This window comes from Campylobacter sp. 107, from assembly GCF_002383835.1.
GTDB classification, from domain to species: Bacteria; Campylobacterota; Campylobacteria; order Campylobacterales; family Campylobacteraceae; genus Campylobacter_D; species Campylobacter_D jejuni.
Map to the genome: position 1 here is coordinate 23,651 of NZ_NXBA01000020.1, position 23,440 is coordinate 47,090.

At 30.3% G+C, this 23,440-nt stretch carries 28 protein-coding genes; 4 read left to right on the forward strand and 24 right to left on the reverse strand.

The features are described from left to right. Positions 1-175: 175 nt before the first annotated feature. Positions 176-418, forward strand: a complete 243-nt coding sequence (locus tag BGS40_RS02530; RefSeq protein WP_257406500.1) for a SelT/SelW/SelH family (seleno)protein — start codon at positions 176-178, stop codon at positions 416-418. 12 nt (positions 419-430) lie between these two features. Here the strand turns inward: BGS40_RS02530 and BGS40_RS02535 are convergent, their stop codons facing one another. The 18 genes from BGS40_RS02535 to BGS40_RS02620 all read right to left on the reverse strand — a co-directional run bounded on the left by BGS40_RS02535 (position 431) and on the right by BGS40_RS02620 (position 13,397). Beyond that, positions 431-760 carry an ArsC/Spx/MgsR family protein gene (locus tag BGS40_RS02535; protein WP_002854966.1) on the reverse strand — a complete coding sequence of 110 codons (330 nt, stop codon included), beginning with the start codon at positions 758-760 and terminating at the stop codon, positions 431-433. Then, entirely contained in the window at positions 757-2,097 is a 1,341-nt protein-coding gene (locus tag BGS40_RS02540; protein WP_002867848.1) for a class II 3-deoxy-7-phosphoheptulonate synthase, read from the reverse strand. Before BGS40_RS02540 ends, BGS40_RS02535 begins: the two co-directional genes overlap by 4 nt. 23 nt (positions 2,098-2,120) lie before the next feature. Next, complete coding sequence (gene uraH / locus BGS40_RS02545) at positions 2,121-2,534, reverse strand: hydroxyisourate hydrolase (RefSeq protein ID WP_096738334.1); 414 nt, start codon at positions 2,532-2,534, stop codon at positions 2,121-2,123. A gap of 133 nt (positions 2,535-2,667) precedes the next feature. Beyond that, positions 2,668-3,024, reverse strand: a complete 357-nt coding sequence (gene rplS / locus BGS40_RS02550) for a 50S ribosomal protein L19 (RefSeq protein ID WP_002852307.1) — start codon at positions 3,022-3,024, stop codon at positions 2,668-2,670. 10 nt (positions 3,025-3,034) lie between these two features. Then, positions 3,035-3,739, reverse strand: a complete 705-nt coding sequence (gene trmD, locus BGS40_RS02555) for a tRNA (guanosine(37)-N1)-methyltransferase TrmD (protein WP_002885710.1) — start codon at positions 3,737-3,739, stop codon at positions 3,035-3,037. Next, positions 3,736-4,275 (reverse strand): ribosome maturation factor RimM, encoded by a 540-nt coding sequence (rimM, locus tag BGS40_RS02560; protein WP_002868041.1) that lies wholly within the window; start codon positions 4,273-4,275, stop codon positions 3,736-3,738. Before rimM ends, trmD begins: the two co-directional genes overlap by 4 nt. Further along, positions 4,268-4,510 carry a KH domain-containing protein gene (locus tag BGS40_RS02565; protein ID WP_002852144.1) on the reverse strand — a complete coding sequence of 81 codons (243 nt, stop codon included), beginning with the start codon at positions 4,508-4,510 and terminating at the stop codon, positions 4,268-4,270. The genes rimM and BGS40_RS02565 overlap by 8 nt, the downstream gene beginning before the upstream one ends. A gap of 2 nt (positions 4,511-4,512) precedes the next feature. Then, complete coding sequence (gene rpsP, locus BGS40_RS02570) at positions 4,513-4,740, reverse strand: 30S ribosomal protein S16 (RefSeq protein WP_052817361.1); 228 nt, start codon at positions 4,738-4,740, stop codon at positions 4,513-4,515. A gap of 65 nt (positions 4,741-4,805) precedes the next feature. Then, positions 4,806-6,143 carry a signal recognition particle protein gene (gene ffh, locus BGS40_RS02575; RefSeq protein ID WP_032590902.1) on the reverse strand — a complete coding sequence of 446 codons (1,338 nt, stop codon included), beginning with the start codon at positions 6,141-6,143 and terminating at the stop codon, positions 4,806-4,808. Positions 6,144-6,210: 67 nt separating this feature from the next. After that, entirely contained in the window at positions 6,211-6,963 is a 753-nt protein-coding gene (locus BGS40_RS02580; protein ID WP_052817359.1) for an RluA family pseudouridine synthase, read from the reverse strand. Next, positions 6,944-8,101, reverse strand: coding sequence for a lipid IV(A) 3-deoxy-D-manno-octulosonic acid transferase (waaA, locus tag BGS40_RS02585; RefSeq protein ID WP_096738335.1), 1,158 nt, complete (start codon positions 8,099-8,101; stop codon positions 6,944-6,946). Before waaA ends, BGS40_RS02580 begins: the two co-directional genes overlap by 20 nt. After that, entirely contained in the window at positions 8,098-8,814 is a 717-nt protein-coding gene (locus tag BGS40_RS02590; protein ID WP_002856929.1) for a zinc ribbon domain-containing protein, read from the reverse strand. Before BGS40_RS02590 ends, waaA begins: the two co-directional genes overlap by 4 nt. A gap of 9 nt (positions 8,815-8,823) precedes the next feature. Continuing rightward, entirely contained in the window at positions 8,824-9,549 is a 726-nt protein-coding gene (locus BGS40_RS02595; protein ID WP_052782021.1) for a Nif3-like dinuclear metal center hexameric protein, read from the reverse strand. Further along, positions 9,536-10,399, reverse strand: coding sequence for a glycine--tRNA ligase subunit alpha (gene glyQ / locus BGS40_RS02600; RefSeq protein ID WP_052782020.1), 864 nt, complete (start codon positions 10,397-10,399; stop codon positions 9,536-9,538). The genes BGS40_RS02595 and glyQ overlap by 14 nt, the downstream gene beginning before the upstream one ends. 11 nt (positions 10,400-10,410) lie before the next feature. Continuing rightward, complete coding sequence (locus BGS40_RS02605) at positions 10,411-10,947, reverse strand: DUF3972 domain-containing protein (RefSeq protein ID WP_002856824.1); 537 nt, start codon at positions 10,945-10,947, stop codon at positions 10,411-10,413. A 9-nt stretch (positions 10,948-10,956) separates the two neighbouring features. Further along, entirely contained in the window at positions 10,957-11,451 is a 495-nt protein-coding gene (purE, locus tag BGS40_RS02610) for a 5-(carboxyamino)imidazole ribonucleotide mutase (protein ID WP_002857167.1), read from the reverse strand. Next, positions 11,452-12,705 carry a peptidase U32 family protein gene (locus tag BGS40_RS02615; RefSeq protein ID WP_096738336.1) on the reverse strand — a complete coding sequence of 418 codons (1,254 nt, stop codon included), beginning with the start codon at positions 12,703-12,705 and terminating at the stop codon, positions 11,452-11,454. Further along, entirely contained in the window at positions 12,702-13,397 is a 696-nt protein-coding gene (locus tag BGS40_RS02620) for a hypothetical protein (protein ID WP_002856728.1), read from the reverse strand. Before BGS40_RS02620 ends, BGS40_RS02615 begins: the two co-directional genes overlap by 4 nt. Positions 13,398-13,599: 202 nt before the next feature. Here BGS40_RS02620 and glnA point away from each other — a divergent pair, with 202 nt between their 5' ends. Then, positions 13,600-15,030 carry a type I glutamate--ammonia ligase gene (glnA, locus tag BGS40_RS02625; protein WP_096738337.1) on the forward strand — a complete coding sequence of 477 codons (1,431 nt, stop codon included), beginning with the start codon at positions 13,600-13,602 and terminating at the stop codon, positions 15,028-15,030. Between the two features lie 67 nt (positions 15,031-15,097). Here the strand turns inward: glnA and flgG are convergent, their stop codons facing one another. From flgG to BGS40_RS02650, 5 genes are all read right to left on the reverse strand, one after another. After that, a complete protein-coding gene (gene flgG / locus BGS40_RS02630; RefSeq protein WP_002852142.1) occupies positions 15,098-15,889 on the reverse strand; it encodes a flagellar basal-body rod protein FlgG in 792 nt (263 codons plus the stop codon). A gap of 28 nt (positions 15,890-15,917) precedes the next feature. Further along, on the reverse strand, positions 15,918-16,730 hold the full coding sequence (locus BGS40_RS02635; protein ID WP_002858501.1) for a flagellar hook-basal body protein: 813 nt from the start codon (positions 16,728-16,730) through the stop codon (positions 15,918-15,920). A gap of 155 nt (positions 16,731-16,885) precedes the next feature. After that, the gene (gene ftsZ / locus BGS40_RS02640) at positions 16,886-17,998 is read right to left on the reverse strand and encodes a cell division protein FtsZ (RefSeq protein WP_002852071.1); all 1,113 of its coding nucleotides are present in this window, start codon (positions 17,996-17,998) and stop codon (positions 16,886-16,888) included. Positions 17,999-18,013: 15 nt separating this feature from the next. Next, entirely contained in the window at positions 18,014-19,402 is a 1,389-nt protein-coding gene (gene ftsA, locus BGS40_RS02645; RefSeq protein ID WP_002859607.1) for a cell division protein FtsA, read from the reverse strand. Continuing rightward, positions 19,399-20,889: a peptidylprolyl isomerase gene (locus BGS40_RS02650; RefSeq protein ID WP_096738338.1), complete on the reverse strand. Its 1,491-nt coding sequence runs from the start codon at positions 20,887-20,889 to the stop codon at positions 19,399-19,401. The genes ftsA and BGS40_RS02650 overlap by 4 nt, the downstream gene beginning before the upstream one ends. 158 nt (positions 20,890-21,047) lie before the next feature. On the opposite strand from BGS40_RS02650, the gene rsmH reads away from it, so the two are divergent. Both rsmH and BGS40_RS02660 read left to right on the forward strand, forming a co-directional pair. Beyond that, a complete protein-coding gene (gene rsmH, locus BGS40_RS02655; protein ID WP_002859605.1) occupies positions 21,048-21,986 on the forward strand; it encodes a 16S rRNA (cytosine(1402)-N(4))-methyltransferase RsmH in 939 nt (312 codons plus the stop codon). Then, complete coding sequence (locus BGS40_RS02660; RefSeq protein WP_087692032.1) at positions 21,986-22,924, forward strand: hypothetical protein; 939 nt, start codon at positions 21,986-21,988, stop codon at positions 22,922-22,924. Before rsmH ends, BGS40_RS02660 begins: the two co-directional genes overlap by 1 nt. Here BGS40_RS02660 and BGS40_RS02665 read toward each other — a convergent pair. Continuing rightward, complete coding sequence (locus tag BGS40_RS02665) at positions 22,912-23,403, reverse strand: hypothetical protein (RefSeq protein ID WP_002852223.1); 492 nt, start codon at positions 23,401-23,403, stop codon at positions 22,912-22,914. The genes BGS40_RS02660 and BGS40_RS02665 overlap by 13 nt on opposite strands. Between the last annotated feature and the right edge of the window lie 37 nt (positions 23,404-23,440).

Here is a 23,440-nt window from a genome sequence, read left to right on the forward strand (position 1 = left end):
TTAAGGCTTATTTTAATTTTGATAAAAATTATAAATTTTTCTCGCTGAATTTGAAAGAAATTAGCCCTAAATTTCAACTTAAATTTGACAAAAAGGCAAAAATTCAGCCAAAATAAACTATAATAAAATCTAAGATTTTAATCTTAATAAAAAGAACTTTTCAAAGGATGAAATGATGAAAGTAAAAATTGCTTATTGCAATCTTTGAAATTATCGCCCACAAGCTGCAAGGGTTGCAGAAGAACTACAAAGCGATTTCAAAGATGTTGAAGTAGAATTTGAAATTGGTGGCAGAGGTGATTTTATCGTTGAAGTAGACGGAAAAGTTATCTTCTCTAAAACACAACTTATTAATTGCGAAAGTGAAAGATTTCCATATCAAAATGAAATTAATCAATTAATAAAAAATAGAGTGTAATCAAACACTCTATCATAACATTTTCTCATATTCCTTACCAATATATATGTTTTGCTCATACTCGATAATAGGACGCTTAATACAACTTGGATTTTCTAATACAATTTTTTCAAGTTCTTTTTCATTTAAATTTTTAACTTTTTCTTTGTTTAAGCCAAGTTTTTTAGAAGTTAATCCAGCAGTATTGATAAGTTCTTCAAAAGATTTTTGTTTTAACCATGTGTATAAAATATCTTGATTAATCTTTTTAATATCCATAAAATCAAACACAATACCTTTTTGTGTTAAAGCATCCATAGCTTTCTTTACAGAATTGCAATTTTTAATACCATAAAGTTTCATTTTCTAGCCTTTTTTACCAAATCTGCAATTAAAAAAGCAAGTTCTAATGCTTGATCCGCATTAAGTCTTGGATCGCATTGAGTCTCATAACGATCTTCCAAGCTTTGAGCAGTAACATTGCTTGCACCACCTGTGCATTCTGTTACATCTTTCCCAGTCATTTCAAGATGCACTCCACCTGGATAAACCCCTTCGCTTATTGCAATCTCAAAAAAAGATCTCACTTCTTGCATAATTTTATCAAACTCACGTGTTTTAAAATTGCCTGCTTTTACCGTATTTCCATGCATAGGATCTATGCTATATACTAAATTTAAACCTTCACTTTTAAGTTTAGAGAAAATTTTTGGCAAATTATTGATAATTTTATCTGCACCCATGCGGATAATAATATTTAATCTTCCTTCTTCATTATTTGGATTTAAAACATTTGCTAAAGCTATGATATCATCAGCACTTGCACTAGGTCCTATTTTAACCCCTAAAGGATTTTTTACTCCACTTAAAAAATGCACATGGGCCTCATCAAGCGCCCTTGTTCTTTCACCTATCCAAAGCATGTGAGCTGAACAATCGTAAATTTCTCCACTTAAACTATCCACTCTAGTTAAAGCTTCTTCATAAGGCAAAAGTAAAGCTTCATGTGAAGTATAAACACTAACTTCTCTTAGACTTGGAGTATTACTTGTATTAATTCCACAAGCTTCCATAAAAGCTAAAGCTTGTGAAATTTTTTCACTGATATCAGTATATTGCTTATGGAGTTCACTCTTTTTTAAAAAGCCCAAATTCCAACGATGTACTTCATGTAAATCTGCTAAACCACCCTTAGCAAATCCACGCAACAAATTTAGCGTTGTTGCGCTTTGATAATAAGCTTCAAGCATTCTATGTGGATCAGGAATGCGTGCTTGTTCACTAAATTCAAAACCATTAATAATATCACCACGATAACTAGGAAGACTTATACCATCTAACTCTTCAAAATCACTACTTCTTGGCTTGGCAAACTGCCCTGCAATACGACCAATTTTTATAACAGGACATCCACCAGCAAATGTAAGTACTATAGCCATTTGAAGTAAAATTTTAAACATATCACGGATATTTACAGCGCCAAAATTTTCAAAACTTTCAGCGCAATCTCCACCTTGAAGTAAAAAAGCTTCTTTTTTACAAACTCTTGCTAAAGACTTTTGAAGATTTCTCACTTCTCCAGCAAAAACCAAAGGAGGAAGTTTCTCAAGTCTTGCTAAAACCCTATTCATTTCCTCTTGATCTGGATAGATAGGTTGCTGTTTTATAGGATAGTTTTTCCAAGAATTCTTAGCCCACATGGTTTTTTCTTTCGTTTTATTTATCAGCTTCCTCTATAAGTCGAATAACCAAAAGGAGAAAGGGTTATTGGAACATGATAATGTTTCTGATCTTTAGAAAGCTCAAAATTTACCTCTACAAAAGGATAAAAAGTATTTATTTTGTGTGATGTGTAATAGTCTTTTGTAAAAAATTTAAGCTTATAAATTCCAAAAGCCCTATTTTCAGCTTTTTCATATGGTAATAAATCTCCTATTCTACCATTTTCTTCGGTAAATTCTTCACTTACTTTTTTCCACTGTTGATTTGCTTCCAACTTATAAAGCTCAACTTTTACTTTAGGAGCAGGTTGTCCAGAAGTAATATCCAAGACATGAGTACTTAATTGATATTCAGTAGCACTCAAAAACATTGGCACGCTTGCTAGTATTAATAAAGTTTTTTTAATAGAAAACATTTTCTCTCCTTGTATAATATTTACAAGAAATATTATACAAGAGTATTATTAATAATTAAAATCAAATAAATAATAATTATAAATTAATTATAATTATTTAATTGTTAGACTTATAATAGAAAATAATTATAAATTATTTTTTAAGCTCTTTAATACGCGCTGCTTTACCACGTCTATCTCTTAAGTAGAATAATCTTGCACGGCGTACACGACCACGACGCAAAACAGTAATACTTTCTAAACTTTCACTATAAATAGGGAAAATTCTCTCAACGCCAACATTATTAGCGCCAATTTTACGCACGATAAAAGTTTCACTTACGCCATTACCTCTTCTAGCAATACAAATACCCTCAAAATTTTGGATTCTTGTTTTATCCCCTTCTTTAATGCGAATTGCAAGCTTTAAAGTATCACCAGCACGAAAATCTGGAACATTTTTACCTTCAATTTGTTTTGCTTCAAATTGTTCTATATATTTATTTTTCATAAAAAATCCCTTATTTTTTGCGTTCATGCTCTAAAAATAAATCTGGACGAAAAAATTTCGTTTTGCAAGACGCCAAAGTAGTTTTTAAACTTGCAATTCTAGCGTGATTACCCTTTAAAAACTCTGAAGGAGTATAAAATTTTTTATTTTTTTTCTCAAAAATAAAAGGTTTTGAAAAAGCAGGCGCTTCGAGTAAATTATTTTCAAAGCTTTCTTCTTTCAAACTTTCCATATTTCCTAAAACCCCGTTAACATTTCTTAAAATCGCATCACACATTACAAGCGCAGGTAATTCTCCTCCTGTTAAAATAAAATCCCCTATACTAAAAATTTCATTCGCGAAAATTTCAAGCACTCTTTCATCTATACCTTCATAGCGCCCACATACAAAAACTATATGTTCTTTTTTACTTAAGCGTTTGGCGTCTTTTTGATTAAAGGTTTTACCACTTGGATTTAAAAAAATAAAATAGGGATTTTCTTTTTTTTCTTGAATACTTCTTAGCACCTCATACATAGGTTCAGCTTGCATCAAAAGTCCAGCTCCACCACCTATTTTATAATCATCGACTTTATGATAGGAATTTTTAGAAAAATCTCTTGGATTATAAAAATTAAGTTTGAAAAGTTTTTTTTCTTTTGCTCTTGCAAGTATAGAATCTTGAAAGTAAAATTCCATAAGATTAGGGAACAAAGAAACGAAGCTAAATTTCATGAATTTTCTAAAATTAAAAAAGCATCTTGCGTGCAAAAAATCTGTCGTTTTTCTATATCTATATTTTTAACAAATTTATCTAAATATGGAATAAAAAATATTTTAGGATATTTTTTTTCAACCCATTTTTCATCACTTTGAATTTCAAATAAATAAGAAGCTCCAGTTTCCAAGATATCAACCACTTTACCTAATCTCTTATCTTCTTCAAAAACTTCACACTCTAAAATATCAAAATAAAAAAACTCATCTTTTTTTAATTTACAAGTTTGTCTACTTTTCTCGATACTCTGAAAAAGAATAAGATTAGTTAATTCTTTGGCCTTTTCTATATCTTCATAATTTTCAAATAAAACAGTAGAATTGCTTGTATTATAATGCTTAATCTTTAACATTTCTTTAGTGTTTTTTATAAAAAAAGTAGCATCTTTTTTAAATTGAGAAGAAAAGTCGCTCAGGTTATGCAATTTTACATAACCCTTAAGACCCACAGTTTTACCAAGTTTTGCAACTTGAACAAAATCTTTTTCACTCAAGTGCTTTTACCGTTACTCTATAAGAACTTGCATCCTTGCTCTTATAAGCAGAGATTACAGTTTTTATAGCATTGATCATTTTTCCATTTTTACCTATAAGCTTACCTGTATCAACCTTATGTGCAAAAAGAACAATCTCAAAAAAATTTTCACTTAATTCAATTTTTTGAGTATCAATCTGTTCAGGATAATCTGCAATTAATTTTGCGTATTCTCTAAGAAAATTCTCTACCATGATTATTTGCTAGTGATAGAAGCAACTTTATCGCTAAGTTTTGCACCAACGCTTTTCCAATAAGCTAAACGCTCTGTATCAACTTTAATTACTTCAGGTTCTACCATAGGATTATAATACCCAATACTTTCTATCCAACCACCATCACGACGTTTTCTACTGTCCGTAACTACAATACGATAAAATGGTCTTTTAGTTCTACCCATTCTTGTAAGTCTAATAACTGTCATTTATACTCCTTAAAAAATTAAAAATTTTATTTATAGATACTATAAAAAGTATTTATAAATAAAATTTAAAATTGTCTTCTAGCTTGACTCATCATTTGTGTCAAACTCTCCATTCCTTTTTTACCTGAAAATCTTTTTGCAAGTTTTGCTGCATTGCTAAATTGTTTTAAAAAACGATTGACTTCTACCTGAGAAAGACCTGCTCCCTCTGCTATACGACGCTTTCTAGCATTATTTAATAAATCAGGATTTTCTCTTTCTTTTGGAGTCATTGAAGAGATCATTGCTTTAATGTGTATAATTTCTTTAGAATTATCCAAATCTATATCTTTTACCGCATTTGCCATTCCACCAAGTCCTGGTATCATACCGATTAAAGACTTCATACTTCCTAATTTTTTAATACTTTCCATTTGGTTAAGAAAATCATTAAAATTAAATTCCCCTTTTTTGATTTTTTGATTGAGTTTTTTAGCTTCTTTTTCATCAATCACTGCAGCAGTTTTTTCAGCTAAAGTAGCCAAATCACCCTCGCCCATAATGCGACTTACTATACGATCTGGTATAAAAACTTCTAAATCTGCTACTTTTTCACCTACACCAATAAATCTTAAAGGAATACCGATTTGTTTTGCTATACCCAAGGCTACTCCACCTTTAGTATCTGCATCAAATTTTGATAAAATTACCCCGCTGATATTCAAAGCTTCATTAAAACTAGCCGCAGTCTTAACCCCATCTTGACCACTCATTGCATCAGCAACATAGAAAATCTCATCAGGATTTAAAACATCCTTAACTGCTTTTAATTCATTCATCAAAGCCTCATCTATAGCCAAACGTCCAGCAGTATCCACAAGCAAAACATCCACCATGGAACTTTCAGCCTTTTTTAAAGCCTCTTTAGCAACTCTAATAGGATCTTTTTCATTTTCTATAAAGAAAAGTTCAATTTCATTAGCTTCACAAAGTTGTCTTAGTTGCTCCACTGCTGCTAAACGCTGCAAATCACAAGCTGCAACTAAAACTTTTTTATTGCGTAATTTTAAATAATTTGCGAGTTTGATAGTGCTTGTAGTCTTACCGCCTCCTTGCAAACCTGCCATTAGAACTACTGTTGGGGGTTTAGAAGTAAAAACAAAACCTTGATTCTTACCATTGACACTTAAAATATTTTCTAAATTTATTTTAATGGCATTTAAAAATTGTTTTTGACCTATGCCATTTTGTTTTACATCTTCTTCTATTAAAGTCAAAAGCTCTTTAGTTACCTTATGATGAACATCTGCTTTTAAAAGAGCTTTTTTTAAGGTTTCTAAAGCATTCTTAAGTGCTTTTTCATCATCAACAAAACGTAATTTATTAATCGCTGATTTAAAAGATTCGCTGACTAACTCAAACACTTTATCACCTTTCTATAAAATTTTTAAATTAAACCTTGCATTATACAAAATTTTTTCTTAAATGGCTTTAAAAATCTAAATTTTTTATATCAAAGCCAAATTTTGCAAAACCACTATCTAAATTAGCCCTAAAATGATAATTAAAAATTTTAATTTCATAGCTATGCAAATACATTCTATCGCTTGAAATTTTAGCATATTTTTCATCACCTACAACGCCATGTTTTATAAATTTAGCATGCACTCTGATTTGATGAGTTCTACCTGTTTGAATAACTATTTTTGCTAAGGTTTTTTTTGACTGTATCATGATAGGAGTAATGATACTTAAGGCACTTAAACCATCTTTTGAAACTTTACTTAACGCCCAGCCTTTTACTTTTATAGTAAAAATAGGTTCATTCACTTCAACCTCTTCAGCCAAAACCCCATCTAAAACCGCAATATAACTTTTATAAACCCTGTGTTTTTTAAATTCTTCTATACAAAGCTTTCTAAAATCTTCATCTTTACAAAGCAAAATCACACCACTTGTTTCTTTGTCTAAACGATTTAAAAGCTTGGCATTAAATTTTTTCTCTAAATCTTCACTCACATAAGCATAAGGTTTATTAATAGCAATAATCTTATCATCTTCAAAAATAATTTGAGGATTTTTAGCTTTTATCACATTAAATCTTGCCTTATCGCTCATCAAAGCTCTAGCAACCACAACTTTTTTTCCATGTGAAAAAACACAACCCTTATCAATCAAATCTTTAGCTTCACGATTTGAAATTTTTTCTTGCAAAGCTAAGAGTTTATAAGCTTTTTCTTGCATCAATTCCCTTTTGTATAGTTTGTATGATAAGATCTAAATTTTCTTTTTTGGAAATTTTAGCTTTTAAATTTAAATAACGAATTTTATCATTTAAATCTTTTAATTTTTCACAAAAATATACATTTTCCACTTCTTCAAACAAAACCTTTTGATTGTGAATAAATTTCCCGCTGATTAATACATTATCAAAATATGCCGCTTCTATAGGATTGTGTCCTCCTATGCCTTCTATGAAAGAACCTCCAAGCACAACAACATCAGAAATTGCATAAAAATTTACAAGCTCCCCTAAAGCATCTAAAAGCAAAATTTTTTTAGAAAATTTCTTATTTTCATCTTTTAAAGAACTAAATTTTTCAAATTCTAAACCTTTGTTTAAAAGCAAATTTTCAACTTCTTTAAAACGTTCAGGGTGTCGTGGGGCGATAATGAGTTTTTCATTTTCTTCTAGTTTAAAATGATCAAGCAAAAGCTCTTCTTCATCCTTATGAGTACTGGCAAAAATGATAAGTTTTTCCTTAGGTTTGGTATAAATTTTATTATTTTTAATTTCTAAATTTGCCTTAATATTTTTAAAAATTTTAACATTTTTAGCTCCCAAACTTTCAAGTCTTGCTTTATCTAAATCACTTTGAGCAAAAACTTCATCAATATAAGAAAAAATTTTTTTATAAAAAAAAGAAAATCTTTGATAAGAATGATAAGACTTATCAGATATTCTCGCATTAAGCAAAATAATCTTAGCCTTATAAATACGTGCCATAAAAACAAGCATAAGCCAATATTCTGCTTCAAAAATTACCAAAACCTTGCAAGGCTTAAGCCAAAAAGGCAAAAAATTTTCAAAAGCAAGATAATTTACCTTTTTACAAAATTCTTTTGCACATTCAAAACCTGTTTGAGTAATAGTAGTTATTCTTGAATCAAATTTCAAAACCAAAGTTTTAATACTTCTTACCTCCCCGTAAGAACAAGCATGAAAATGTACATCAGCTTTTTCTTGATGTAAATTTTTATAAAGAAAAAATCGGGATTTTAAACTAGTTTTGTATTTGGATTTTAAAAAAGAAAGCAAAAGAATAAAGACAGCACAAAATAAAAATGCCGTCCAAGTTAAAAAATAATAAAAAAAGATCAATTTTGTTCTTCTTGCTCTTTATAAAGAATTCTTCCACAATGAGGACAAGTTACAATCTCTTCGCCTTTTACAACAGATAGATAGGTCTTATCGTAAATTTTCATAAAACATCCATAGCATGCTTGTTTCTTAACGGGTACTACAGCAGTATTTTTCGCCCATTTGCGAATTTTCTCATAAAAACTTAGAACTTTTTGATTCATCTCGCCCACAAGTTTGGTTTTTTTATCATAAACACTCATTCTATCTTTTTCAAGAACTTCCATTTCAGATTTAATACTTACTCTAATCTCATTAATATTTTGCTCTTGTTTGATTTTTTCTTCTTCGAGTTCTTTTTTATAAGTTTCTTTATTCTCTAAAATTTTATCCAGTCTTACAATCTCATCATTTGCAGCGTCCAATTGCTCTTTTGCAATATCTTCTTCAATTTTTAAAGCATTAGCTTCTTTTTCTGTTTTTACTGCGCCACTTTTTTTAGAAAGCTCTTTAATTTTTGCTGAAAACTCAGAAATATGAGCATTATTTTGCACTTTTTGATTTTCTATATCTTTGATTTCTTCATCGATTTTTTCTAAATCTGTGTTGATTTTTCCTATTTTTAACTCAGCATCTTTTAAAGTCCTATTAATACTGTCTATTTTTGGTTCATAACTATCAATTTCTTGATCTATTTTTGATAAAAGCACTAATTGTTCGAGATATTTATTCATTTATTTTCCTTAAAAATATTGAAATGGATTTTTTGAAACTGTTATTATAACTTGTAGTGGCAAATTTTTCAAGTCTTTTGCTAAACATTGAGAAAAATATCTCTCACTTTCAAAATGACCTAAATCAATAAGACTGATTTGATTGCTAAGCGCCTCTAAAGCTTGATGATATTTAAAATCTCCACTTAAAAAACAATCTGCATCTACTTTATAAATTAAATCCCCGCCACTTCCAGTACATATAGCAATACGCTTAATGTCTTTTTTACCACAATCGCTTACACGTAAAATTTGTAAATTTAACTTTTTTTTCACCCAGTCACACAAAGTTTCAAAAGACATAGAATTTTCTACATAAATTAAAAATTCGTCTTTAAAAAAAATTTTAAAACCTAAAATTTCTTCCGTAAAATAAGTATTTAAATGACTTAAATCATAATTTGTATGCATACTGATTAAAGAAATATTTTTACAAATCATTTCTTTAATAAAAGCCCTAGGATAAGTCTTGTCATATAAATCTTTTAAACCTTTAAATATCAAAGGGTGATGTGTGATAATTAAAGAATTTTCACTCGCTTCTTTAATAATATTTTCATCAATATCTAAGCTTAAATAAACAGTTGAAATTTCACCATCCTTATCTCCAAGCAAAATTCCACTATTATCCCATGATTCTTGGATATTAAAGGGACTTAATTGATCTAAAAAATTATAAATTTCACTCAGCTTCATTTAAATTTTTCTTATAAATTTCAGCACAATTTTTTGAAAGTTCACGAATTTTTAACATATAATCTTGTCTTTGTGCTACAGAAATTGCTCCTCTTGCATCCAAAAGATTAAAAGTATGTGCAGCAAGCATACAATAATCATAAGCAGGCAAAGCCAATCCTTGTTCTAAAATATTTTTACATTCTTTGTAAGAGTTTTCAAACTGCTCATTTAAGATTTTAATATCACTTACTTCAAAATTGTATTTACTAAATTCATATTCACTTTGCTTATGCACATCTGCGTATTTAATTTTTTCTCCATTAAATTCACTCCAAACTACATCATAAACATTATCAACATTTTGAAGATACATGGCTATTCTTTCAAGACCATAGGTAATTTCAGCACTTACTAAATCTACTGCTATACCACCAACTTGCTGAAAATAAGTAAATTGAGTGACTTCCATGCCATCAAGCCATACTTCCCAGCCTAAACCCCAAGCACCCAAACTTGGACTCTCCCAATTATCTTCAACAAAACGAATATCATGACTTTTTAAATCAAAACCTAAATTTTCAAGACTTTTAAGATACAATTCTTGGATATTATCAGGACTAGGTTTAATTAAAACTTGAAATTGATAATAAGCACCTAAGCGATTGGGATTTTCACCATAACGTCCATCAGCAGGCCTTCTGCTTGGAGCCACATAAGCAGCTGCCCAAGGTTTTTTTCCTAAACTTCTTAAAAAAGTTGCTGGATGAAAGGTTCCTGCACCTGCTGGCATATCATAAGGTTGCATAATCGCACAACCTTGCTCTTGCCAATAATTTTGTAAATTAAGTATCATTTGTGAAAAAGTCATTGTATCTCTCTTTATTGTTCCATATTTTCAATAGGTTTTTCTAAATTTTTATTCATTTCCAAATCAGGCTCTGTCTTAGCTCCAAAAATTTCTGCAGTTTTACTCCACATTAATTTATATTTACGCTTGAGAAATTCTATCTCTTCACGCGCATGTTTTAGCTCATTGTTTAAGGTTTCTATAGTTTTTCTATCTTCATCGTAGAGTTCTTGCATAGAATAAAGGGCATCTTTTAAAAATTTATTCTCATTTTTTAATGCTTCAAGTGTTTCATCTTTAGCATCTAAAACTTTTTCATGTAAATTTAAAATAGTTCCTATTGTTTTTTCAACAAAACTTTCTCCTGCTAAAGTCATTGAATTTACCATTGCAGTTTGAGATTTTGTAGAACTAGGCACTACACTAAAAGTACCTTGATGAGCTTCGATGTAAATTTTACCCTCTTCTTCTTTAAAATTTAAAGCCCCATTAGCCATCATACCCTTAACCACATCTTCATTTAAATGCACAAGTTTACAAAATTCTTCAAGTTCAAGATAGGTTTGCATTTTTATCCCTTATAATAAAACTTCCACTTCTTTTGAATCAGATGCAAGTTTTTTTTCTTTTTCAAGACGATCTTCTTTAAGCTTTTGTGCTAAATCAACATCATAAATAGCTAAAATTTGCATAGCCAAATAAGCAGCATTGATCGCTCCAGCCTTACCAATAGCTAAAGTTCCTACAGGAATTCCACTAGGCATTTGCACCGTAGAAAACAAAGAATCCATACTTGCAAGATTACTTCCTGGCATAGGCACTCCCAAAACAGGTTTTGTTGTATAAGCTGCAACAGCTCCAGCTAAATGCGCTGCCATTCCAGCTGCTACTATAAAAACTTTCGCACCTTTTTCTTCAGCATTTGCAATATACTCTTTTGTTCTTTTTGGACTACGATGAGCTGATGAGATAATAAGTTCATACTTTACCCCAAAACTTTCTAAAGTTTTAGCAGATTCTTTCATAGTCTCATAATCACTCTTGCTTCCCATTAAAATAGAAACAAAATTCATCTATATTTCCTTTCTTAAAAAACTTAATGCACTGATTTTATTTGGTAATTGGATTTCATGTTCATTACCGCTATGAATTTCGCTAAATTCTTTATTGTTTTTAGCAATGAGTTTTTTAAACTCTATAAAATATTTATCCTCTTTTTGATAAATTTTACCTAGTTCATTATCGCAAGTTTGAATCACATCGCCTAAAGGGGCTAAAATTTCATAAGGCGTGTTTAAAACGATTTTCCCTTTGCATTTAAAAAAGCTTCCATCTTCGCTTATAGCATGCACTTGATGAGAACCTTCTTCTATGCTTGTATTATGATTTTGCGTGTCGGTTTTTTCTAAAGGACGCGAAACAAGATAGCCATCTGTAAAACCACGATTTTTAAGTGTAGCAATCTCTTTTTCATACTTACTTGACTCAAATTTACCCTCTAAAGCATCTTGTATGGCCATTTTATAAGTCCTTGTTGTAAGCGCAACATAATATTCACTTTTAGTACGTCCTTCTATTTTAAAAGCACTGATACAATTTTCTTGCATGATTTTTTCTATATAAGAACAAAGATTTAAATCTTTAGAATTAAAAATATGAGTACCATTTTCATCTTCTTCTAAGCGAAATAAAGTGCCATTTTCTGGATTTTTAGCATAAAGCTCATAATTAAATCTACAGTCATTTGCACAAGATCCACGATTGCTCATTCTTCCACTTTGCACAGAGCTTATTAAACAACGCCCAGAATAAGCAAAACACATAGAACCATGCACAAAGGCTTCGAGTTCAATATCGCAATTTTCTCTTAAAGCTTTAGCATCTTTAAGCCCTAATTCTCTCGCAATTACAACCCTTTTAGCACCCATATCCTTATAAACTTGAGCATCTAAATAATTTAAAATATTTGCCTGAGTAGAAACATGTAAAGAAATTTCAGGTGCAAGCTCTTTAACAAGACGCATAGCTCCAACAGAAGCTACAATAAAAGCATCGGGTTTAATCTCGCGTAATTTTAATATATGTCTTTTTAAACCTTCAATTTGGGAGCTTAAATGAAAACCATTTAAAGTAACATAAATTTTCTTACCACACTTATGGGTATATTTAATAGCTTCTTCAAAACTTTCATAATTAAATTCTCTTGCGGTGCGTGATCTTAAAGAAAAATTATTCACACCCGCATAAACCGCATCTGCGCCATAAGCTAAAGCAATTTTTAATTTTGTGAAATTTCCTGCAGGAGCTACTATTTCAGGAATGATCATTTTTGCCCTAAACTTGCAATTAAAGCTTCTATATCATCATTACTTACAACATCGGCAGTACTATCACCTTCAATATGCACTGCAGAACTTACACGTTTTTTATCATCAATTTTACCTTCAAATAAAGAACTCATATAACGGCTTAAAGCACGCATTACATTAATAACACGTTCAATTTTTTGACGATGTATATCTTGATACTGCATTGCATCCATTGCCATCATCACTTCATCTTGTCCGCTTTGAAGATTTCCGACAATCTCCTTGGAACTTTTTTTAGCTTGATTGTTTAATTCTAAAGCTTCACTGAAACTTTCCACATTAGGAAATTTTTCACTAAGTTTAGAAAAAATATCAATATTTTTTTCTATTACTTTATTTATTTCTTTGAGTAAACTTTCAGAATCCGCAAAAAAATTATTAATACTTTCAAGCTTATCCATCATTTCCGTTGCTTTAAGCTCGCTATCTTTTGTAACATCATCTAACTGATGTACAACTTTATGCTCCTGATTTGGTGGGGGTGGTGGCCATACCACGCTAGGATTAGGTTTGTAATCAGCTATTTTGACATCTTCTAACATCAAAGCATCTTCTTCGGTATTCGATTCTTCGGTTTTTACATCTGCTTCTGTCTCTGAATCAAGATCAACATCACCATTCATCAAAGCATCAAGCTCTTCTTGAGTCATTTTTTTCCTTTTTTTAAATCTAGATTTTCAATAATTGCTCAAAATTATAATCAATTTTATCTAAAACAAAAATATAAATTTTTATTTTTTAATCTTTTTAAATTAAATTTTAAATTTATTAAAAAAAATATATTAATTAAATCTTAATTAAAAATTTTATGATATAATTTTATAAATTTAATTACATAAAAGGAGTAAAAATATGGGAAAATTTGTTAATAATATAGATGATTTTTTCAAATTTTGCAAACAAAATGAAGTGCTTTTTGTTGATTTTCGTTTTACAGATATGATAGGAACTTGGCATCATATTACCTATAATCTTCATGCAATCAATGAAGAAACATTTCAAACTGGTATTCCATTTGATGGAAGCTCAATCCATGGATGGCAACCTATAGAAAAATCAGATATGATTTTAAAACCTGATGTACAAAGTGCTTTTTTAGATCCTTTTACAGCTGACCCTACCATCATAGTGTTTTGTGATGTGTATGATATTTACAAAGGACAAATGTATGAAAAATGTCCAAGAAGCATAGCAAAAAAAGCAATGGATTACCTTAAAAATAGTGGCATAGCTGATATTGCTTACTTTGGACCAGAAAATGAATTCTTTGTTTTTGATAGTGTAAAAATAGTTGATACTACTCATTGTTCTAAGTATGAAGTTGATACCGAAGAAGGAGAGTGGAATGATGATAGAGAATTTACTGATAGCTACAATACTGGACACAGGCCAAGAAACAAAGGTGGATATTTTCCAGTTCAGCCAATTGATTCTTTAGTAGATATTCGTTCTGAAATGGTTCAAACTCTTGAAAAAGTAGGCCTTAAAACTTTTGTTCATCATCATGAAGTTGCACAAGGACAAGCTGAAATAGGAGTAAATTTTGGCACGCTTGTAGAAGCAGCTGACAATGTTCAAATTTATAAATATGTTGTAAAAATGGTAGCTCATTTAAATGGCAAAACTGCCACTTTTATGCCAAAACCTTTATACGGAGATAATGGCAATGGTATGCATGTTCATATGAGCTTATGGAAAGATGGGGTAAATTTATTTTACGATAAAGATGGATACAGTGGACTTAGTCAAACTGCTATAAATTATATAGGTGGAATTTTAAAAAATGCTAGAAGTGTCGCAGCTTTTACAAATCCAAGTTCCAACTCTTACAAAAGAATAGTTCCTGGCTTTGAAGCTCCTTGTATTTTAACTTATTCTTGTCAAAACAGATCAGCAAGTTGTCGCGTTCCTTATGGCATAGGTAAAAATTCAGCTCGCATAGAAATTCGCTTCCCTGATAGCACTGCTAATCCTTATTTAGCTTTTGTTAGTCTTTTAATGGCAGGTCTTGATGGAATCAAAAATAAAACCATTCCTATAGGTCCTATGGATGAAAATTTATTTGATCTTACTTTGGATGAAATACGTGAAAAAGGGATAGAGCAATTACCGCATACTCTAAGAGGAAGTTTAGAAGCTTTAATCCGACATAATTCTTATTTAAAACCTGTAATGAGCGATATTTTTATCGATGACTATCAGCATTTAAAATTTGAAACACAAGTTTGGCCAGTAGAAGCTCGTCCAACTGCTTATGAATTTAAAACTTGCTACTCTTGCTAAAAAATTTAATGGCGTTTAACACGCCATTAAACTAAAAAAGAATTAAAAATTATTTATTTTATATCAACTATCGCTTAAGCTGATTTACAATTCCTAGCATATCATCACTTGTTGTAATTGCCTTAGAACCCGCTTCATAAGCCCTTTGTCCTGTGATAAGATCTGTCATTTCTTCAACAAGCTGAACATTACTAAGTTCTATAAATCCATGTCTTATGGTTCCAAGTCCATCTTGCCCTGCTATACCCGCAACAGGTGCACCACTTGCTCCTGTTTCAAGATAAAGATTATCACCCATAGAATGAAGACCCGCTGGATTTATAAACTGAACTAGCTCCACTTGGCCAATTTGAGTTTCTTGTTGCTCCCCTGGTAACATTACAGAAACGGTTCCATCTGTAGCAACATTAATTGCTGTTGCACCTTCAGGTATTGTCATTTCAGGTAAAAGTCTATAACCATCTGAATTTACAATATTACCTTCATTATCTTTTGTAAATTGCCCATTTCTAGTATATCCTATAGTGCCATCAGGAAGTTGTATTTGAAAAAACCCATTGCCTGCAATAGCCATATCAAGACCATCAGTACTTGTTGATTTTAAATTTCCTTCAGTAAAAACTTTAGTTACCGCTGTTGGACGCACACCCACACCCACTTCTATACCCGAAGGAGAAAGAGTAGTAGCTGAAGTTGAAGTTCCTGCATACTTCATAACTTGATACATAAGATCAGCAAATTCTGCACGACTTTTCTTAAAACCTGCTGTATTAACATTGGCGATGTTATTGGAAGTAACATCAATTTGTGTTTGCTGCGCTACCATTCCTGTAGCAGCAGTATGAAGTGATCTCATCATCTTGAATCCTTTTTCATTTTATTTTAAATTATTTAACAGCTGCAAGCTTATTGATAGCTTCTTGATTTAAGTCATCCATATGAGCTGTCATAACTTTTTGATACATTTCTACCATTCTGTTTGCTTCAATCAGTCCTACCATTTCAGTAACTGGATTAACATTTGATCCCTGAGAAAAACCTTGGCGAATAGCATTGGAGTTTTTCAAATCTCTAATACGGGTTAGATCATCTATTTTATAGACATTATCCCCATCTTTTTGCAAAGCTCTTATATCATCTACTTGTGCTACAAATAATCTTGCATTTTGAGCTCCATCAACTTCAATGCTTCCGTTTTTATCAACGCTAATTTGAACAGCACCATTAGGAATGCGTATGCCAGCATTCTGAGGATTATTAAAATAATCACTACTTAATACCTTGTATCCTTGCTTATTTACCAAATAACCCTCATCATCAAGTTGAAAATTTCCATCTTTGGTTAATCTTACTTCTCCATCTTTGGTCTGAACCAAATAAAAAGCATCTTCTCTAGTCATTGCCAAATCTAAAGGATTGTTTGTGGCCTTTAAAGAACCTAGGCTGAAATCCGTATATTCTTGAGAAACTTGCGGGATGCCATCTATTGTAGTATTTACAAAACGAGATGCATCTCTTGTGTGATTTTCTATAGGCAACTCATCCTGAGTTTCTTTAAAAATCCTTTTAAAATCTGCAATAACCACATCATCTCTTTTATATCCACTTGTATTGATATTGGCAAGATTATTAGTAATCACATCAAGTTTATTAAACTGAGTTACCATTCCGCCAGTTGCTTGATAATATCCATTTTGCATATTTTCACCTATAAATTTAAGATTTTATAACTATAAAAGCAAAGAGTGTTCCAACTTTTAAAAACAAAGAAAAATAAATATTTGAAAGATTATTAGGAGAGAATTTTAAACTATAAAAAGCAAGATTTGACTCAATCTTGCTTTAAAAATCAATTTTAATCCATTTGACGACGCAAGAAAGTTGGTGTTTCAATTTGCGCCATTATCTCTTCATCGTAACCACCACTTACCTTTTTAAGACTTAAATAAGGATTTTTCTTAGAAGCTTGAGCTTCTTCGGTAGATTTTTTAGCTACTGTATCTTTATCTTCAAACCCTGTCGCAATAATAGTTACTTCAACTCTATCTTCCATGCTATCATCTGTGGTAGAACCAAAAATAATCTTAGCATTTTCATCAACAATTTCTTGTATACTATTTGCTGCTGCCGAAATTTCAAACAAAGAGCAATTAGAACTTGTTTTAAAATGTAAAATAACTCCCTTGGCACCTTTAATATCCATTCCATCAAGCAAAGGAGATTCTATAGCGTTTGAAAGAGCCTCTTCTATAGCATTTTCACCGCTAGCACTACCAACACCCATAAGCGCGAGTCCGCGATGACTCATGATGGTTCTTACATCCGCAAAGTCAACATTAATATCTCCATTATCAAGTAAGATAGACACCATACCTTTTACAGCACGAGCTAAAATATCATCAACCAACCTAAAAGCATCTTTAATGCCTGCTTTTTTATCAATAATGCTCAATAATTTTTCATTTTGAATTACAAGAATAGAATCACTTTCTTTTTTAAGCTCAAGGAGACCGCTTTCAGCAAGTTTTTTTCTTTGTTTTCCTTCGAATGCAAAAGGCATAGTTACAACAGAAACAGTTAAAGCTCCAATCTCTTTAGCTGCTTGTGCAATAACTGGAGTGGCACCCGTTCCAGTACCTCCACCAAAACCTGAAGCAATAAATACAATATCACTTTGACTAAGACTTGCTTTTATTTCTTCAAAACTTTCTCTAGCACTTTCTGCACCTACTTCAGGAAGCATACCAGCGCCCAAACCTTTAGTTTTTTTCTCGCCAAGTTGAATTTTAGTTTTTGCTAATGAAATTGAAATAGCTTGTGCATCAGTATTCGCTGCAATTAAATCAAGATCATTTAATCCCATTTTAACCATATGGTTAATCATATTACCGCCACCGCCACCGCAGCCTATAACCTTAATTTTTGCACCTTTATTATGTTGCATTTCTTCTACTAAAAATTCACTCATAAAAATTTCTCCTTGTTAAAATTGATTCATAATTTTATGCCAGATATTTGAAAAAACACTAGGTTTTTTTTCTTTTGGCTCTTTAAAATCTAATTGTTCTTGTATTGCAATTGTATCATTTTCTTGCAAATTTTCATCAAAAAAATCAGATTTTATTTCACTTTCTGTATCTTTTTGCAAAACAATATCTTGTTTAATTTGACGATTAAAATTTTCAATTTCCCCTTTATATCTTAATTTCTCATTAGAATCAAGTTCATAAGGCGTAAAATATCCCGCTCCATATAAACAAAGTCCTATAGCACAAGTATTTTCAGGATCATTAAAAATTTCACTAAAACCAGTAATCAAATCTTTTCTTGCAGTAGCCAGTCTAACTGAGCGATTATCAAATGTTGCAGGAGCTAGCTCATCAATACCTGCTAACTTAGTCATTCCACCTGTTAAAACAACTCCGCCACCTATAGCATTGGCATAACGATTATCACTTAAGATTTTTGCCAAAATCATCAAAGTTTCTTCCGCTCTTGCATAAATTACGTTTGAAATAATATCCAAAGAAACTTCATTAACTTTTCTTTCATCACCCATTGAAGGGATTTGTATAAGGGTATTAGGCTGTTGTGAAAGAGCTGCATAATTAAGCTTGATTTTTTCTGCTTCTTTTAAAGGTGTATGCAATGCCATTGATAAATCTTGGGTGATATTAATCGAGCCAATTTGCAAACAATCATTATATCTAATTGAATTTCCAGTATGAACAACCATATCACAAATCGCTCCACCCATATCAATCAAAACAGCACCTAATTCCTTTTCGCTATCATCTAAACAAGCTATAGCTGAAGCATATCCCGAAAGAACTATATTATCCACTCTTAAATCAGCTAATTCAACTGCTTTCTTAAGATTTTTAATATGAGATTCTTGTGAAATCACTATATGGGTTGAAACTTCTAAACGATTACCACTCATTCCCAAAGGATCATCAACATGTTCAAGATCATTAACCTTAAAATTATAAGGCAAAACATGGATAATTTCATAACCACTTGGTAGATTGGCAGTATGCTTAGCTGTACTTACAGCACGATGAATTTCTTTAATGCCTATTTCATGATTTGGAATATTAACAACACCTATGCTATCAACGCTTTTAGTATAAGCACCTGATATAGACACTACAACCCTATCATAATGAACTCCGCTCATCATCTCAGCACTTCTAACAGCCTCTTCAATAGATTTAGAAGCAAGCTCTATATTGGTAATGGCACCTTTTTTAACCCCGTTGGTTTTCGACTTGGAAAAACCAATAATTTTTAATCCATCTTCATCTTTTTGAGCAATAATGGCACAAGTCTGGGTTGAGCCTAAGTCAATTCCTAATATATTCAAAATCAATTCCCTTTATAATAAATTTTTATCGGATATATCTTTTTAAGTTCATCAACAAGTTCTTGCTTAAGCTCATTTGCTTTTAAATTTTGCAAATTTTGTTCAAGCATAGTTTTGTATTGTTCAAATTTATCGGAGTTCATATCTAATTTTTGTTTATTTATTTTATATAATATTGCTTTATTGTCATTAATGACCACATAAGAACTATTTTGATCAGTATTAAATACATTCATTAAAAAATAAGCAAATTCAGAATCGTTTAATATTTTATCGCTAACCTTTACACTCTCGCGAGAACTATCTCGACTTACAAAGCCTATATCATCGCCTTTAAAATTTACTAAACTATTTTTAGCTTTTTCTTCTAAATTTTTTCTAGCTTGTTCGCTTAAATACATAGGTAAAACTTCTTCTCTAGCTTCTTCAAAAGTTTTATTTCTTATAGGATCTACTTTATTTAGTTTAACTATGATATATCCGTTATTATAAGGTGCTGGCCGTAAAACATCTCCATTTTTAGCTTTATTCAAAAGATCAATTGGATAATAAACATCAGATTCACTAATATTTTGATCTTTTTGAAAATTATCTTTCCCATTTTTTAAATCTAAAAATTTAGCATTAGCCACATTCTTTAGTTGCATTAAGGCGTAATCTTTAGCAACTTCATTTTTAGCAGACTGAAAATCCATCACTTTACCTGCAAAATCTTTATATTTTAGTTTATTTTCATCTTGATTATAAAATTTTTCTAATTCTTTGTCGTCAATTTTCTCATTGCTAACTGGCAAAAAATAAGTTGAAATTTCATATATTTTTTTAGTTTTATAATCTTCTTTATGTTCATTCCAAAGCTTTTTTAAATCCTCTTCGTTAATCTTAATATTTTTTTTGTCATAATCAATTTTTGCAATACTTAAAGCATCTTGCATAAAATAACTAGAAGCTAACATTTTTAATTCCTCATCTTTGCTAGGAATATTAAAAATTTGATTAAGTTTATCGGTAATTACTTCATTTGCAAGTTGTGTTTCATAATCTTTTGGAGTTAAATTATTGGCATTTAAAAGTTCATAATAAATTGTTTTGTTAAAATCCCCTGTAGGATCTTGAAATTCTCTAGTATTTGCAAGTTTTTGTAAAATTTCATTCTCGTTTACGCCAATACCCAAATCTTTGGCAAAATTTAACAAAAGCTTATCTTCAACAAGAGAGCTTAAAGCTATATTTTTAATGCCTAGTTGCTCAGCATTTTCTAGAGTTAAAGCACCATTGCTAATTTGATTATAATAACTTAAAATTTGTCTATATCTAGTATCAAATTCGCTAAAACCTATCTTTTCATTTCCTACAGTTGCAACACTCGAACTTCTATTGAGATTAAAATCATAAGCACCCCAACCTAAAAAGCCAGCGCCAACAAAAGCTATAGTACTAACCCATATAGTAACAACAAGATATTTTTTATGATGTTGCATCCAAGTAAGCATATCATTCCTTGATTAAATTTAAACTAGATATTGTATCGTAGAAGTGTTTAAGTGGAGTTTAATTATAAAATTTTTACCAAAAAATATTTGTTCTTTAAATTTTATGATTTTTACAATGAAATTTAGTTATAATTATAGTTTATAAAAATTTATTAGGATTGATTTTGGAAATTCCTCATATCCCAGTTTTGCTTAATGAAGTTCAAGAGATTTTTAAAAATCTTAAAACAGGTTATTTTTTAGACTGCACTTTAGGATTTGGCGGACATAGTGAAGCTTTGCTTAAAAATCATCCTGATCTTAAATTCATTGCTTGTGATCAAGATCAACAAGCTTTAGAATTTTCTAAAAAACGTCTTAAAGATTTTCGCAATAGGATAACTTTTATGCAAAGTAATTTTAGTGAAGTTTTAGAAAAAATTTCACATAAAGAAGAATTAAGAGGTATTTTAGCAGACATTGGAGTTTCTTCATTTCAGCTTGATAATAACGAAAGAGGTTTTAGTGTAAATTCTGACTTTTTGGATATGAGAATGAATCAAAACTCCAAAATATCGGCTTATGAGATTATTAATACTTATACAAAAGAGCAATTAACTTCCATTTTTAAAGATTATGGAGAATTACATGATGCACATTTTATTGCTGAAAAAATTTGCCTAGAAAGAAGTAAAAATCCAATCAAAAGCGCCAAAGAGCTTTATCAAATCATAGGAAAAGGTAAACAAAATCATAGAAAAATTTCCAAAGCTACTTTAGCATTTCAAGCCATTAGAATAGAAGTAAATCAAGAACTTAAAGTGCTTAAAGATTTTCTTGAACATTTAGAAAATTTAAAACCAAAAAATTGCATTTTAGCTATCATTAGCTTTCATTCTTTAGAAGATAGAATAGTAAAACAATTTTTCAAAAAATGGTCAAAAAACTGCATTTGTAATGAAAAAATAATGCGTTGCGAATGTGGAAATAACCATAGCCTAGGACAAATAATAACTAAAAAAGCTATAAGTGCGAGCAAGGAAGAACTTTTAAAAAATTCTCGCTCTAGTTGTGCTAAAATGCGGGCTTTTTATTTTAATAATTTGGACAATAAATAATGCTAGAAGATGATTTTATAAAAGAACGCCAAAACATACGCCAAAAAATGCTGAAATTTTCTCGCGCCATAAATCAAGGCAAACCGCTTGATGATGATTTAAGAGATGAAATTTCTAGCGATGATATTTTAAGACGTCGTTTTAAAAAAAAGACTCCTAATAAATTCTTAGAAGAATTCGATGAAGAGTATGAGTCAAAACATACTAAAAAATCAAATATATATTTAAAAGAAGATCTAATCAATGTTAAATTAGAAGAAAAGCAATCTCTTGCTAAAAAAATTTTTTCCAAAATGAAAGAAAGAAAAAAAGAAGAAAATAAAAAAACTAAAAAAAATTTTTTATTTAGCAGAAAAAAAGCAAACGAAATAAAAAATATCCAAACCAAAACGCAAATTCAAACAAAAAGCAATCAAGCTACCACTCAAACAAAACAAGAAAAAAAGGAACTTACAAATTCTATAGAAAAAATTCAAAAAACAGAAACTAAAATACAAAAACCTCTAATTATAGAAAAAAAACTAGATGTTAAAAATCAACCTAATATCAAGAAAAGTTTAGAAAATTTACAAAAAAAAATAACACCACAAGAAAATAAACAAGAACTTCCAAAACCATCTAATCAAGCTCAAGAAAAACAACAAAATGATGAAGATGCTCAAAAGGCAAAAAATATTTTACTAGAAGGCTTCTCTAATGCTACCAAAGAAGATAGAAACCTAAACTTCAATCATCTTCTTTTTGCAGCTTTACTTGTTAGTTTTGCATTATTTTTATTTGCCCCACAAATTTATATTAGAAATCAAATTTACTATCTTAGCAGAGAGATTGCTACATTAAGAACAGAAGAAAGTGTTTTAAACGAGGAAAATAAAGACTTAAAAAGAAGACTTGAAAATATGCGATTCCAAAATCAAATTTTAGATTATTTAGAATGAATAATCTTATCTAAAACATACTGCTCTAAATTTGCTTTTGGAATTTCTTCTTTTAAAGCTTCTTTATAAAATTCACCCGCCATTGTAGAGTACTTTTCATAAGCAAAATAAGGAAAGTGTAAAGCCCAGGCTTTTTGTATTATTTTTTTTGAGATTATTTTGCGAGTATAAACTTTAAAAATATCATATCCTATAAATACACAAGCAGTAACCATAACAGCGCTCACTATGCTTATATGAAAGTCAAGCTTTGTTAAAAAATAATGAGTAATCAAAAGCAATGGCAATAAAATCACAGCGCAAAAAACACCAAAATAAATATAAGAATTTAGAATTTTGAAATTAAAATTTAGCTTAGAAGGATCTACAAGCATTCCATCGTTAAAAAGTGCATTTGCCTCTAATAAATCTCTTATAAGAACAGGTTGCTCTGATACTTTAAATAAAAAACGAAGGCTAAATTCTTTAAATTTTTTCATAATCCACGCTTTATTTTTTAATTAAAATTTTATCCAA